The sequence below is a fragment of the Mycolicibacterium litorale genome (genome assembly GCF_010731695.1).
GTDB lineage: Bacteria > Actinomycetota > Actinomycetes > Mycobacteriales > Mycobacteriaceae > Mycobacterium > Mycobacterium litorale.
On sequence record NZ_AP022586.1, the window covers coordinates 2,937,949 to 2,951,995 of the forward strand.

Annotated in this window: 16 protein-coding genes; 10 read left to right on the forward strand and 6 right to left on the reverse strand. The window is 66.1% G+C overall.

Annotation, left to right across the window (positions count from 1 at the left end):
* The first annotated feature begins 21 nt into the window (after positions 1–21).
* From G6N30_RS13925 to G6N30_RS13945, 5 genes are all read left to right on the forward strand, one after another.
* Positions 22–768 carry a WXG100 family type VII secretion target gene (locus tag G6N30_RS13925; RefSeq protein ID WP_134053698.1) on the forward strand — a complete coding sequence of 249 codons (747 nt, stop codon included), beginning with the start codon at positions 22–24 and terminating at the stop codon, positions 766–768.
* Positions 765–1,052 carry a WXG100 family type VII secretion target gene (locus tag G6N30_RS13930; RefSeq protein ID WP_134053700.1) on the forward strand — a complete coding sequence of 96 codons (288 nt, stop codon included), beginning with the start codon at positions 765–767 and terminating at the stop codon, positions 1,050–1,052. Before G6N30_RS13925 ends, G6N30_RS13930 begins: the two co-directional genes overlap by 4 nt.
* Positions 1,043–4,312: an ADP-ribosyltransferase gene (locus tag G6N30_RS13935; RefSeq protein WP_163687581.1), complete on the forward strand. Its 3,270-nt coding sequence runs from the start codon at positions 1,043–1,045 to the stop codon at positions 4,310–4,312. The genes G6N30_RS13930 and G6N30_RS13935 overlap by 10 nt, the downstream gene beginning before the upstream one ends.
* Positions 4,309–4,884 carry a hypothetical protein gene (locus G6N30_RS13940; RefSeq protein WP_134053702.1) on the forward strand — a complete coding sequence of 192 codons (576 nt, stop codon included), beginning with the start codon at positions 4,309–4,311 and terminating at the stop codon, positions 4,882–4,884. Before G6N30_RS13935 ends, G6N30_RS13940 begins: the two co-directional genes overlap by 4 nt.
* A gap of 124 nt (positions 4,885–5,008) precedes the next feature.
* Positions 5,009–5,341, forward strand: a complete 333-nt coding sequence (locus G6N30_RS13945) for a rhodanese-like domain-containing protein (protein WP_134053704.1) — start codon at positions 5,009–5,011, stop codon at positions 5,339–5,341.
* A 19-nt stretch (positions 5,342–5,360) separates the two neighbouring features.
* Here the strand turns inward: G6N30_RS13945 and G6N30_RS13950 are convergent, their stop codons facing one another.
* On the reverse strand, positions 5,361–5,801 hold the full coding sequence (locus tag G6N30_RS13950) for a hypothetical protein (protein ID WP_134053706.1): 441 nt from the start codon (positions 5,799–5,801) through the stop codon (positions 5,361–5,363).
* A 149-nt stretch (positions 5,802–5,950) separates the two neighbouring features.
* Here G6N30_RS13950 and G6N30_RS13955 point away from each other — a divergent pair, with 149 nt between their 5' ends.
* The 5 genes from G6N30_RS13955 (at position 5,951) to G6N30_RS13975 (ending at position 8,117) form a co-directional block, all read left to right on the forward strand.
* Positions 5,951–6,490, forward strand: coding sequence for an SUKH-4 family immunity protein (locus G6N30_RS13955; protein WP_134053708.1), 540 nt, complete (start codon positions 5,951–5,953; stop codon positions 6,488–6,490).
* Positions 6,491–6,714: 224 nt separating this feature from the next.
* Complete coding sequence (locus tag G6N30_RS13960) at positions 6,715–6,894, forward strand: hypothetical protein (RefSeq protein WP_134053710.1); 180 nt, start codon at positions 6,715–6,717, stop codon at positions 6,892–6,894.
* The gene (locus tag G6N30_RS13965; protein WP_234880124.1) at positions 6,894–7,304 is read left to right on the forward strand and encodes a hypothetical protein; all 411 of its coding nucleotides are present in this window, start codon (positions 6,894–6,896) and stop codon (positions 7,302–7,304) included. The genes G6N30_RS13960 and G6N30_RS13965 overlap by 1 nt, the downstream gene beginning before the upstream one ends.
* Positions 7,297–7,446: a hypothetical protein gene (locus tag G6N30_RS13970; RefSeq protein ID WP_163687584.1), complete on the forward strand. Its 150-nt coding sequence runs from the start codon at positions 7,297–7,299 to the stop codon at positions 7,444–7,446. Before G6N30_RS13965 ends, G6N30_RS13970 begins: the two co-directional genes overlap by 8 nt.
* Before the next feature lie 413 nt (positions 7,447–7,859).
* Positions 7,860–8,117 (forward strand): hypothetical protein, encoded by a 258-nt coding sequence (locus G6N30_RS13975; RefSeq protein WP_134053713.1) that lies wholly within the window; start codon positions 7,860–7,862, stop codon positions 8,115–8,117.
* Positions 8,118–8,388: 271 nt separating this feature from the next.
* Here the strand turns inward: G6N30_RS13975 and G6N30_RS13980 are convergent, their stop codons facing one another.
* The 5 genes from G6N30_RS13980 to alkX form a co-directional block, all read right to left on the reverse strand.
* Positions 8,389–9,426: a tetratricopeptide repeat protein gene (locus G6N30_RS13980; RefSeq protein WP_134053715.1), complete on the reverse strand. Its 1,038-nt coding sequence runs from the start codon at positions 9,424–9,426 to the stop codon at positions 8,389–8,391.
* Positions 9,427–9,495: 69 nt separating this feature from the next.
* Complete coding sequence (locus G6N30_RS13985) at positions 9,496–10,317, reverse strand: ANTAR domain-containing protein (protein ID WP_134053717.1); 822 nt, start codon at positions 10,315–10,317, stop codon at positions 9,496–9,498.
* 109 nt (positions 10,318–10,426) lie between these two features.
* Positions 10,427–11,746, reverse strand: a complete 1,320-nt coding sequence (locus G6N30_RS13990) for a lipase family protein (protein WP_234880125.1) — start codon at positions 11,744–11,746, stop codon at positions 10,427–10,429.
* A gap of 114 nt (positions 11,747–11,860) precedes the next feature.
* Positions 11,861–13,330, reverse strand: a complete 1,470-nt coding sequence (gene ahcY, locus G6N30_RS13995; protein ID WP_134053719.1) for an adenosylhomocysteinase — start codon at positions 13,328–13,330, stop codon at positions 11,861–11,863.
* Positions 13,331–13,379: 49 nt separating this feature from the next.
* On the reverse strand, positions 13,380–14,033 hold the full coding sequence (gene alkX / locus G6N30_RS14000) for a TetR family transcriptional regulator AlkX (RefSeq protein WP_179965457.1): 654 nt from the start codon (positions 14,031–14,033) through the stop codon (positions 13,380–13,382).
* Positions 14,034–14,047: the final 14 nt, after the last annotated feature.

The window sequence follows — 14,047 nt, forward strand, 5'->3', positions numbered from 1 at the left end:
TAGGTTCTGGAGGTTCGCCGAATGGGGCAATCAGTGGAAGTTGTCGTCTCCGAGCTGGACTCGGCGGCGGCGCGGCTGGCAGACGCCGGACAGCGCCTCCAGGACGGCCTCTCCGGCGTGGATCTGGAAGTCGGGCAGCTACTCGGGTCCGGATGGAAGGGCGGGGCGGCGTCGGCCTTCGGCACGGAATGGGACAAGTGGCATTCCGGGGCGGGCCAGGTGGTGCGCGGTTTGCAGACGATGTCGCAGTGGTTGACGGTCGCGGCCAAGGAGTACGCGAAGACCGACGAGCAGGCTGCCGGGGCGGTCGACTCGGCGATGCAGCAATCGGGCGGTCCAGGTGCGTCCACGGGCGGGGGCAGCACGGGTGGAGGCCCCGCCGGCGGGCACGCCACATGGCAGACCGCCGGCGGGACCGCGCGCGGCCAGGGCGGTGGTGCCGACTTGGCTCAGCAGATGAACCTGTCGGGGCCGGCCACCTCGCCGGCAGCGCAGTTCGGTCAATTCGTCCCGACGGCCGCGCAAGCCGTACAGGGGGCCGCGGGACAGTCCGCCCAGGCGGCGGGCGGGCTGGCACAGCAGGCCGCCGCGCTGGCGCAGCAGATCGTCGAGCTGGCACAGCAAGCCGGTGACGACGAGAAAGACTCGGAAGACGCACCGCTCGGCGATTCGGCGGAGCCAGGGAACGTCACCGGGTCCCCCGTGCCCCTCGACTCGCTCGAGCCGGCCGTCGAGGCCGTGCCTGTTGTGGGAGACCAGCTGCGATGACCCAGTTGGTGGTGAGCTTCTCGCAACTGCAGTCGGCCATCGACCACATGCGCGAGTTCGAGCGTGACGTCGCGGAGGTCCTGGAGGACGTCGACCAGACCATGGTGGCCCTGCGCGCGACGTGGCACGGCGAGGCTTCGGACGCCCAGGCGCGGTCGCAGCAGCAGTGGGAGGACGGCGCCGAACAGATGAAAGAGGCGCTGTCGCAACTGCAGAAGATCGCCGAGATGGCGCGCAGGAACTACGCCGATGCGGTGGAGAAGAACGGGCGGATGTGGGCGTAGCAGCCTCCGGCCTGCTGATCGAGGTCGATCCGGACGCGCTGATCGCTGCGGGCAAGCAGATGGGCTCGCTCGGCACGCAGTTGGGCATGCTGTCGGATGCGTTGGGCCAGCTGGTGTCCGGCGGCATCGCCTCGGGCACCGATCCGGCCGGGTTGAACTTCGGGTTGAAATACGGCGACCAGGCGCAGGAGTTCGCCGATGGGCTGGCCGACGGGGCGAATTCGTTCAAATCCGTGGGCTACATGATCGAGGCGACCGGCTACAACTACAAGAACGCCGACGCGGTGTCGACCGTCGGCGGATCGGGGCCGACGGGAGGGCTGGGCGCTGAGCCGAGTCCGACCGCGGCCGGGGACGCGGCGACGGGCCCGAACGGGGTCATGATTCCCCCACCGAGCAAATGGCATCTCGTCGTGCCGTTTCTGAACGTGATCCCCGGCGGCATGTTCGCGGGCGCCGCGCTGACGTGGCCGACCGGCAATTCCGCGATGATGCGGCTGACCGCCACGCAGTGGCACAACCTCGCCACCGGATTGTCGGTGTTCGAGCAGGAGATGGCGACAGTGAAAAGCACTGTGGCCGCGCAGAACATCCCCGAAGGCGAGAAGATCGGGGAAGTTCTCACCAAGCTGGGACAGTTCACGACGGGACTCGCGGATTCGGCGTCGACACTCGGAACGTCGATCGACGATTTCGCCGCCGGCGTGCAGGAGACCCAGGACGCCATCCGCCGCCTGCTCGACCGCATCTCCCTGGACGGCCTGTGGGACACGGTGAAGGGCATCTTCACCGGCGAGGCCGACGACATCCTGCGCGAGGTCGCCCGCGATATCGGCACCGTGCTGGAGAACTTCCAGGACCAGGTCAAAGGAGTCGTCGGACTACTCGAGGAACTCGCCGCAGCCCTCGGCGACGCGGTGACGAGCATTCAGCAATGGGTGCGCCCCAAGCTGGAGACGCTGCTCGGCGACGAGGTGGGTGGCGCTCTCGCCGACGCGTTCACGCTGTACACCGACTTCCAGGTCGGGCTGACGACGGGGTTGATCAACACCGTGGCGGGCACCGTGTCGATGGCCGACCCCGACACCTGGAAGGGGATGGCGGAGGTCGCGATGTCGGTGGCGCAGGACCCGTCGAAGCTGCCCGGCGTCCTGGCCGACATGGGTGCGGAGTTCATCGCGTTGGACAAGTGGTCCGGCGACCACCCGGGCCGGGCTGCCGGTGAGGCCGCGTTCAACATCGGCTCCCTGTTCGTCCCCGGGGGGGCGCTGTCGAAGACGGGCACCGTGGCCAAGGGGCTGCGGGCCACCCGCGGACTGCTGGAAGACGGGCGGATACCGGGGCTGCGCGGCCTCGGCTCGGGAAGCGGCACACCGAACCTCGACAATGTTCCCGACCTCGAGGGAGTGGGGTCGAGGGTTCCGGATATCCCGGAGGTCCGCCCGCCGGCGATCCCGGAGTCCCTGATCAACCCGACGGCACCCGGCGGCGTCGACGCCCCGTCCAGCCCGCGCGGCTTGGAAGGTCCGGCGGGCCCGCCGAACCCGCCGGGGCCGGCCGCCGCCCCGGGCGGTGGCGAGAGTCGCGGCGTCGGCGGCGGAGGCGACGGTCCGCCACCTGGTCCCCCTGGAACCGCCAGCGGCCCACCGGATTCCGGCCCGGTGCGAACGGACGGACCGTCACCGCAGCCGCCGTCACCGGCATCGCCGGGGCCGAGCCAGCCTGTTGACGCGCCGAGCCAGGTACCGACCGCCGGCGATTCTGCGCCGCCTGCCACCAATCACGCACCAGAGTCGTCGAGTCCCTCGACGTCCCCCGACGCCGGCCGGCCGGCGTCGGAGCCCAGCCACTCGCCCACGACCCAGGAACCCCCGAGGTCCGAGACGGCGCCGTCCCACAACGGCCCGATCCACCCGGATGCCGGCACGTCCCCGTCGCCAGACCAGCACGCCGGCGGCTACCCGCCGAGCGAAACACATTCGAACGCAGTCGAACCCAACGGACAATCGGCCGACCGTACGCACACACCGGTGGATCAGCCCGCTGCTCCCCCGCCCGCGGCGGAGCATCATGCCGGACACGATCGCACTACCGCCGCGGCCAATTCGCCTGACCAACACGCACATACGCCGAGCGAGGGGCGTCAGGACTCGGCCGCCGCGACGCCGCCGGTCGGGATGGCCGGCATCGGGCCGATGGCCTCGCACGCTCCGGGGACGACCCACAGCGCGAGCCCGACGCCCACACCGGATGCGCGGACCCCCGAGGCGCGGACACCGGATTCGCGGACATCGGATGCGCGGACGCCGCACGCGGGGTCGACTGAAGTTCCACGCACACAACAGCCGTCGGCAACTGGCCCGGCGCCGGGTCATACGCCCACGGCACCGGTGAATCCGGCGAAAGAGCCTCCGTCGAGCTCCGCGAATCAGCAATCTCCCACAGGATTGGACACGCCCAGCGCCCGGGGCGCGGAGGCCTCACCTCCTCCCGCGGAACGCCCGGCAGACCACAGACAACCCGATCTGCCGAACAACCCCCCACACACCGGATTACACGACCCGCCGGCCAACCACGGCATCCCCGGCGAGCGACTGCCCGATCTTAGCGACATCAACAGGGAATACCGCCTGCCGGACGGATCGGTCGACCCGGACCGGTTCGACGACTGGGCGAGCGCTGTCGCCGATGCGTATCCCAGGATCACCCAGGACGGCGTCGCCGGTGTGTACGACTACACGACTGAGAACTACCAAGGCATGAACCCTTATCTCCGGGATATCGATCCGCTGTCACCACAACAGCAGTCGGCCCTCGGGGCAGATTCGATCGAATCGATGACCGATGCTCAGCGCGCATCGTGGGAAGAGAGGATCTCAGACACTGACGATGGGCTGGCGGCGCTGCCACCGTACAGAGCCGACGCAGCCGACTCGGTGTCGTCCACCTGGCGAGGGCTGCATGCCTCTGACGAGTTACTTGCGCAATTGGAGATGGGCGACATCTTCACCGATGCTGCGTACTTCAGTACCTCGCTCGACTCGAACGTCGCCCGACACTTCGCGGTCAGCGCGGCCCCAGACAAGACTCCCACGTTGCTGCGTGTGGAGGGCCACAATGGAGTGGATGTGTCACAGCTCTCCCGCTATACCGACGAAGCCGAGATTCTGTTTCCGCGTGGTTCGCAGTTCGAAGTGGTATCCCGCACTCTCGGAGCCGACGGCGTCGTAGAGATCACCCTGAAGCAGGTCCAACCATGAGTCCGCAGCCATTCACCCCAGCTGACATCACCGATGCGCTTGTCTCGCGAAGACGGAAAGGCCATGGCCTTTCGGTCCCGTATGCGCGCAAGTGGGAAGTCGGCGGATGCCAGGCGGTTCACTCGCTGCACGACTACCCGTACAACGGAATCGACGTGTTGAGTGAAGGCCTTGTGAGGCTCGGTCGACCGTTGTTCCCCACCGAGTACGGGGTGGCCGTGGGAGAAGGCACAACGGCACTGTGGGTCGCCATCAACCGGAGCACACGAGGCGAAGGCCCCCCTGACGCCTACTTGCTGGGGCGGCACAACGAAGAGACCGCTCAATACACGGGGAACACCCCCGAGGTGGTGATCAAGCTCCTCGAACAGACGGCGCAACCCGTGGTCGCGATGCCGATGGCGGAAGAATTGCAAGTAGGGTTTCCCGGTCTCCCCGACCGCGGGGTGACCTATGTTGGAAGTTGGCAATGGGACGTGCACGGTGAGGCACGCGGTGACGAGTTCGTCCTACGCGCCGCCGTGGCGACGTTGGCCGCCATAGAGTCCAAGAGAGCAACAGATGCCCACTGATCCAGTAAGCGCGCTATCCCAGCTTCCCGCGACCGCTGCGATCACATACAGAGGCATGTCGGGACCTCCCCCGAATGCGGCGTTCACTTTGGGCGACATCCTTCCCACGTCAGCCGATCCACGAGTGGCCAGCGAGAATTTCACCTCGGAACGTGTCGCGGCCATCGTGACCATGACCGGCCGTTCCATCGCGCCGATGTCGCGGCACCCCGAGGAGTTGGAGATTGCGATTCTTCCGGGAACGCTGCTGCTGCCGGCTGGGGCGATCGCTGTTCCCGGCCTCACCAACCCCGTCGTTCTCCTGACTGAGAAGGGTTGGGCGCCTGAACTCCCAGAGTCGAGAGCCGAACTGGAGCGGACAGTCATCGAGCACGTCACCCATGCTATGGCCCAGCCCGCGGTACCCATATTCTCTCCCGGAAGGTTCACGCCACCGCGGCGCTCAGCCGGTCAATGAACCCCGGTCCAGTCCCACCTCACCACAGCCGCTCGCCGGTCACCGCTCCGACGATCACGACCACAGGCAGAGGCAGCACCAGCACAGACGCCGCCACTGCGGGCACCGTCATCGCGCCGATCGCGGCGGTCAACGCACCCAGCACCACTGCCGCGACCAGCTGCAGTATCCGTACCGCGAGCATCTGCCGTTGTCGCGCAACCGATTTGAGCTGCCTGCCCGGCATATCGCGCATCACGCGCGCGTACATCACGACCAGCGCCAGTGCACCGACACCCGCCACAATGCGCAGGATCACGGTGGGGTGGCCGTCCTCGCCCAGCGTGTACGTCAGGATCACCGCGAACCCCACGATCAACACCACCCACGCCGACCGGCGCAGCACACCACCGACAATGACACCGAGGTTCTGGCGCAGGCAACTATGGTGGACATACAGTTCCGACGGCCGAGCTGTCATCGAAGGTTCACATGCGACCGTGGTGGTCTACCCGGAGAATGCGGCTGAACCTGCTTGGTGGCACCCGCAGATGCGGACCATGTCTGACCATCCACCGGCCGCGATGATCGACCGGAGTGCGTCGCTGTGGGCGACGCCAGTTTCCCCCAGTGAAGGAGTACGCGGAAATGCAACTGGAGACGCGGGAACAGGCACTGGCGTATCTGGCACAGATACAACCGAGCGTGACGTTCGAGGTGCAGCCCTTCGAGAGCGGATGGATCTGCAAGCAGAACCTTCCCCCGCAGGAGAACCTGGGGCGTGGTCTGGGGATGGCGAGTCTGATCATCGACAAGGAGACCGGGGTGGTGACGGTTCAGTCGAGCCTCCCGAGGGACCTGATAGCCCAGCAGTACGCGGAGGCGAAGAGGACGGGCGAACCGCTTCCTGGTCGCCAGATCTATCCGCACCAGTGGCGCATCACGATTCGCCGGATCCGGGAGGACAGGCAGCGGATCGAGTACCAGATGGCAGCGGAGTCGTTGACCGATCCGCCGGAGCCGACGCAGCAGCATCCCCTGACGATCGACAAACAGACATACCTTCACGATCCGACGGATTGGCTGTCGAGCGTGGCGATGTCGCACGCGGAGTGGATGAGCCGGCAGAACCAGGGGGCGTGGCCGGAAGTGGACACGACCGAGGTGTAGGCAACGCCGACCGACTACCGGACGATCTGCCGCCGGTCGCTTCGCCGCAAGTGGATGGGCGGGACACCACCGCGCTACCTGACTACGACTGGACTACACCGACACACCCTTCGCCCCACACGACGCGGAAACTCATCTCATCCGGTTCCAGGCGACCCGGAATCAACCGGTCAGTACGACGTCCCACGCAACTCCGACATGGGCGGTAGCGGAGAGTACGACGCATGGGACGATCGTTCACGGGGAATGGCTTCACCAAAGCGGGCGACGACGTCGTTCCGGAGTACATCGCCAAAGACTTCACGATGCGGAAAGGTGCCGAGATGTGGGAGGTTCTCGATGACGGGACTCAACCTTTGGTGCCGGTGCTCAGGGGCGGGTCGTGGATTCCACAGGGCAACTGATGGATGAGGTACCGGTGACGGGTGCGGTGGCCGAGTACCACGGGCATCGTTATCCGATCGCGTTCAGCGGCGACGAGTGGGTGGCGCTACGAGCCGACCCCGCCGACGTCCCCGACGGCTTCGAGTCCGGTGAGTCGTCGGTAGGACAGCGCCGCTATCAGGCCTGGGTGAAGGTACCGAGGTCTGAACTGGATGGATTGATCCATGTCCGAGCGCGCGGCAAGCTTGCCGGTCACTCCGTCTCTCTCCAGGAGCGGTTGCCCGACGGCCGGATAGGGATCGAATTCGTCGGTCCGCCCGGCGTAGCTATCGAACTCGGCTTGAATGGTGATCAGTACACGGGTTGGACTGGCGTCGTCGCTCCAGAGGACCTGACAGACGTCACCGTGGAGGAGGTTCGTCGTGTCTGAACCGCTGGTCCTTCAGAAACTGCTCACGGCCAACCTCGCTGCGGCCATCGTCGAACACGGACTGGACCACCATGACGAGCCGAGGTGCTTCTACTCTCCGATGACCCAGCCGACGCTGAACGAGTCACTGCGGAACTTGTAGAGCCCGCGGTGTATGAAGTTGCCGTCGACGCCAGTCGCCTGGCGAATGTCCGGGGAGTAGAGAACCAGCGCAGTCCGACAAGCCAGGGAGACGACGAATCAGTCGCATCGCGTGGATTTCGACCATCATCAGGTAGTCGAGAGACTTCGCTGTGAATCGAACCGAGCTCGCACGAGCGCTCGAAGCCATAGGGATAGCTCCCGAAGTTCTCGCCCTAGGGGACATGCCGATTATTCGTGGTGTCTCGAGCAGTCATCGGATGGCATGTGGGAGGTGTACTGGTCTGAGCGAGGTGGCTGCCTGCCCGGGGGAAAACTCCCCGAAGGAGACTTCGAGGCCGTGGTGCACACGGATGGGATGCCGAATGGGCGGGACTACACCGTGAGAGGCATGAAGACAGGAGAAATCATCTGATGCAATTGAGTAAGATCGCCATGAGCCCATGGGATTTCACGCTCTACGCGACTGAGAATGGATCGAGGGTTTTGAAAGTCATGTTCAGCGATGGCGACTACAAGGTGGACATCGGCCGCTTTTTCCTGATCGATTCGCTCGCCTGGGGCGCTGACGATATCGAACAACTCAAGAACCTGGCCGCCCAAATCCGTGCCGACTATCCGGATGTTTCCTTTCCCGTTCTGGACAAGGCGGACCTGGAGATCCTCAAGTGAGGGTTCGATCCGTGCACGCCGGCAGTGTGTCCGCCGAAAGTCGGCCTCTATGGCGGCCCTGACGGCTCGCAGGGGGTCCAGATGATCGGCGCACAATCACAGATCATGTGAGGGTTGCGCTATGAATCAGACTGAGTAGGAGCGCGGAACAAGAACAACCTCGTCCCCTTGCGCGCTGTAACCGATGCGTGCTTCCAGCTGCTCGGTCGCAGACCTACAGCCAGCTCCTGGCAGGTGACATCGCCCTCAATAGTCAGACCCAGCGGCCACCTCACCACAGCCGCTCGCCGGTCAACGCTCCGACGATCACGACCACCGGTAGCGAGAGCACCAGCACAGACGCCGCCACTGCGGGCACCGTCATCGCGCCGATCGCGGCGGTCAACGCACCCAGCACCACTGCAGCGACCAGCTGCAGTATCCGTAAAGCGAGCATCTGCCGTTGTCGGACAACCGATTTGAGCTGCCCGCCCGGCATATCGCGCATCACGCGCGCGTACATCGCGACCAGCGCCAGTGCACCGACACCCGCCACAACGCGCGGGATCACGGTGGGGTGGCCGTCTTCGCCCAGCGTGTACGTCAGGATCACCGCGAACCCCACGATCAACACCACCCACGCCGACCGACGCAGCACACCACCGACGATGACACCGAGGTTCTGGCGCACCACATCCCGGTACGACGGATCCGCGCGTTCCGCCTCGACGAAGCCCCGCATCGCACTGCGCCGCCTGCCGCGGGCGTTCTCGAGTACCGCGAGACTGTGGATGGCGTCGGCGTGCTGAGGGTTCAGCTGTAATGCCTGCCGGTAATCGGCCTCAGCCCATTGGTATTGCCCGAGCGCGCTGAACATGTCCCCACGCAAGATCAAAGAGTCGACGTCTGCCGGGTTGAGCCGCAACGCCTCGTTGACCGCCGCCATCGCCTCGCCCATGCGACCCGTTGCCTTCAACAGTCGCGCATGGCCGTACTGCGCCTGGTAGCTCGACGGATGCGCCGAGGCCGTCCGCCAAGCCATCGACAGCGCCTCGTCCCTCCGGCCCAGCATCTCCAGCGCGCGCGTGTAGACACGCATCGTGTGCTCGTTGTCCGGTTCGGCGGACAGTGCCGCGTGCGCGCTGGCCGCGGCGGCCGACCAGTCCGACTGCCCCAGCTTCGCGCGCGCAAACGCCGTCAACAAGCGCGGATTGTGCGGGTCCGCTGCCAACGCCGCCCGAATCGCCTCCTCGGCGCGTATGTGATCGCCTGCGGCGAAGTGGTTCTCGACCACCTGCAGGACCCGGCCGGCGTCACCGGCCGCGGTCACCGCGCACTCCCACCCCAGGTGCCGTCATCGAGAACAAACTCTACGACACCTACACAGCCAATGGGCTGTCTACACCGCCTCGGCGGTGGAGGCGCTCTGCCCCGCGGCAACGTCGTGCACCGCATCGACGAGCATCGGCATCACCGCATTGTCGTACCAGCGCAGCCATTGTGCGCAGGAATCGGCGTGCCCGTGCAACATCTCGACCGCGAACGGGTCGATGCGGGGCCGCGGCGAGTCGAACATGACCGTCACGGCTCCCCAGTTGCGTCCATCCTCGTCGCACATCGGCACCGCGAGCTCGGCCTGAATCCCGGACTGCGCCAGCACTTCCATGTCGATGAGGTTGTACAGCGAAGAGATCGCGACATCGTCGACGCGCACGACCTCACAGTGCCCGGTGGCGTACCCGGCCGCCGAACCGTCCAGCTCCACATAGCTGAAGTGATGCCGGAATTGCTCCGACAGACCGGTATGGCTTTCGATGCACAGTCCGCCATGCATGGCGTCGCGCAGCTGCACCGCACCCGCCGGTGCGGAGAAGAGGTCGACCGCGGTGGTCAACAGGTCGGCGAGCACGTCCGCCCGCTTCGGCGCATCGCCGCGGCCGCGCAGCGAGAACGACAGGGCCGGCGCCGGCCCGCTCGTGGTCGACCGGGTGGCCGCCTCTGTGTTGACGACCGCCGCCGACAAGTGCCGCAGCTTGACGTCGTAGCGCTGCGAAATCGTCAGCAGCGCACGGAAAGCCGTATCGGGATCGGTGAGTCGATGGTCGTCCTGCAGCCGGGCGACCGCGTTGCGCACCGTGGCGTGCGAGATGAGATTGACCGGCGCCACCAGCATCGACAACTCGTCACGGACCTGCTCGTCACCGATGTGGACCTCGGCCATCCCATGCCCTCTCGTCAAGTGATTGTGAGCTCTCAATACCCCAGGGCCCACAGCACGAAACGGTGGTCACCGACACGTAAGATCCATGCCGGCCTCGCGGAAACCGGTGTCAGAACCGCCCGCAGTTGGGCGCCGTCGGCACGCCCTTGAACCGGTCGGTGATCCACTGCATCGCCGGTTCGCCGTCGACGAGCATCGGCAACGCATGGTTGATCACCGCCTTGTTCAGGAACGGCGGTTGTTCGTTGGTCCGCGCTTCCACATCGGCGCCCTGCGCGCACCAGTCCCGACCCAGTTGCATCGCCGGCGCCCACGGCACCAGCGGGTCGAATCTGTTGGCGTTGATCAACACTGGCGCATTCGGCGTGGACCGTCCCAGCTTCTGCTCGTCGAACAGAGCCTTGAACGGCTCCTGCTCGACGAGTTGGTGGATGTCCTGATTGAAGTACGGCTGCAGGTGCCGGAACATGAACTTGCTGATCGTCTCGGCGACGCACTGGTCCTGCACCTTGAACAGCATGTCCGTGCCGCGCGGGGTGAGCGTCGCCCGGATCGCCGCCTCGTGCTCCGGGTAGGCGGTCATCACCGAGTTGAGCGCGTAACCGACGACGCCGACGAGCATGCTTCCGTCGGCGAACGGGAACAACGCCTTCAGGTCGGCCGGCGGTGCGCCCGCATAGGTCCCGACGATGCCGAGCTCGGGCGCGTACTGCTGGGCCATCTCGGCTGCCGACGCCGCGGCCCCACCGCCCTGGGAGTATCCCCAGAACGCCACCGGCCCATCGGATTTCAGCGACGTCCCGGGTAACCGCTTGGCGGCCCTGGCGGCATCGAGCATGGCGTGACCCTGGGAGACGCGGCTGACGTAGGTGTGCAGGCCCGGCGTTCCGAGCCCTTCGTAATCGGTCATCACGATCGCGAAGCCGCGGGCGACCATCGTCGCGACGAACAACTCCTCGTAATTGAAGGCGATGTCCAGATACGGCGCCCAGTGGATGCCCTGGTTGAACTGGCGCGACGGGGCGCACTGGTCGCCCTGCCCCTGTGTTCCGGGTCCGTAGACGATCAGCGGGCGCGGTCCGGGATGCGGCCACGGGTTGTGCGGTTCGAAGTAGGTGCCGGTGACGGCCACGGGTTTGCCGCGAGCATCGTTGCTGCGGTACATGATTCGCGTGCCGTTCGCCATGATCATGCCGAGTGCGCCGGACGGTTCGAGCACCAGTCGCGACGGCTCCGTCCGGATCAGGTCCCCCGGCGCACCCGGCGGCAACGGTTCCGGCGGGGTGTAGAAGGCCTGGTACTCGTCTTCGTTGAAGTACGGGTGATGGTCGTCGATCGTCGGATCGTCGGCGGCGGCGATGCCGGATACCGAGACCGCGATGACGAGAATGCTGACAACGGCGAAGAGAACCCGAATCCCCCGACCCATCCGCGAAGGTTAACAAATCGGCTCGTGTCCGTAACGGCCACCCTCGCGAAGCCCGCCCAATGAACCGAAGAGCCCCGGCACACACCAGGTGCCGGGGCTCTTTCGTGCGGGCTGTCAGTACCGGTAGTGCTCCGGCTTGTACGGGCCCTCGACGTCGACGTTGATGTACTCCGCCTGCTCCTTGGTGAGCTTGGTCAGCGTGCCACCGAGCGCCTCGACGTGGATGCGGGCGACCTTCTCATCGAGGTGCTTGGCCAGCCGGTACACCGCGTTGTCGTACTCGTCGTTCTTCGTCCACAGCTCGATCTGCGCGATCACCTGGTTGGAGAAGCTGTTGCTCATCACGAACGACGGGTGGCCGGTCGCGTTGCCCAGGTTCAGCAGTCGGCCCTCGCTCAGCACGATGATCGACTTGCCGTCCTCGAACGTCCACTGGTCGACCTGCGGCTTGATGTTGAGCCGGTGGGCGCCCGAACGCTCCAGCGCCGCCATGTCGATCTCGTTGTCGAAGTGGCCGATGTTGCCCAGGATCGCCTGGTCCTTCATCGCCTTCATGTGGTCGAGGGTGATGATGTCCTTGTTGCCGGTCGAGGTGATGACGATGTCGGCCTGGGAGATCGCCTGCTCGACGGTCACGACGTCGAAGCCGTCCATCAGCGCCTGCAGGGCGTTGATCGGATCGATCTCGGTGACCTGGACGCGGGCGCCCTGGCCCGCCAGCGATTCCGCGCAGCCCTTGCCGACGTCGCCGTAACCGCAGATCAGCACCTTCTTGCCACCGATCAGCACGTCGGTGCCGCGGTTGATGCCGTCGATCAGCGAGTGCCGCGTGCCGTACTTGTTGTCGAACTTGCTCTTGGTGACCGAGTCGTTGACGTTGATGGCCGGGAACGGCAGCTCGCCGGCGGCCTCGAACTGGTACAGCCGCAGCACGCCGGTGGTGGTCTCCTCGGTCACGCCCTGGACCGACTCGGCGATCTTCGTCCACTTGGTCTTGTCGGTCTCGAACCGCTCACGCAGCAGGTTCAGGAAGACCTTGTACTCGGCGGAGTCGTCGTCCTCGGCGGGGGGCACCACGCCGGCCTTCTCGAACTGCGCACCGCGCAGCACCAGCATCGTGGCGTCACCGCCGTCGTCGAGGATCATGTTGGCCGGCTCGTTCGGCCAGGTCAGCATCTGCTCGGCGGCCCACCAGTACTCCTCCAGCGTCTCGCCCTTCCAGGCGAACACCGGGATGCCCTGCGGCTCTTCCGGGGTGCCGTTGGGGCCGACGACGATCGCGGCGGCGGCATGGTCCTGGGTGGAGAAGATGTTGCACGACGCCCAGCGCACCTCGGCGCCGAGCGCGGCGAGGGTCTCGATGAGCACCGCGGTCTGCACGGTCATGTGCAGCGAACCCGAGATGCGGGCGCCCTTGAGCGGCTGCACGTCGTGGTACTCGCGGCGCAACGCCATCAGGCCCGGCATCTCGTGCTCGGCCAGGCGGATCTCCTTGCGGCCGAATTCGGCCAGGGACAGGTCGGCGACCTTGAAGTCGATGCCGTTGCGGACATCGACTGTCAGCCGCTGCTCAGTCGTGGTCATGTGTGTTTCCTTCTCGTGCGCGCGTCGCATTATTTAGCTAAGTTACATATTAGCCATCGGGGCGGTGCGTCTTCGCCAACCGCGGATCCTGCTCGATAACACCGTAGCGCTCCGCGAAGGGCGTCATGAGCCGGGCCAGGTCACCGGCCACGTCGTGGTCGGCTTCCGGCGGCATGGAGACGTAGCTCATCGCCAGGCGCACGATGGCCCTGGCGAGGATTCCGGCGTCCTCGTCACTGGCCTTGACCCAGCTGTGCTGGAACGTCGAGGTCAGCCGGTCCGAGCACCGGCTGATGATCGGACCGCTGTCGGTGGTGATGATCTGCAGCAGATCCGGTTTGGTGTCCCCCGACAACAGCGAGATCACCAGCGGGTCGGCGGCCGATTCGGTGAAGAACGCGCGGAAGCCTTCGAGGAACGCGGCGTACACCTGGCCGACGTTGCCCTCGATCGCGTCGTCGACCGCGTCGACGAGGCGGTCCGCCAGGCGCAGCGCGTACCCCTGGGCCAGCCCCTGGCGGGAACCGAACTCGTTGTAGATGGTCTGGCGGCTGATGCCGGCGGCCTTCGCGACGTCGGTCAGCGTGATCGACGACCAGTCGCGGGTGTGCAGCAGTTCGCGCATCCCGTCGAGGATCGAATCGCGCAGCAGCACCCTCGACGCCTCGGCGTAGGGGACGCGGCGGTCGCGCGGGCTGGTCACACGCGCGACCTTAG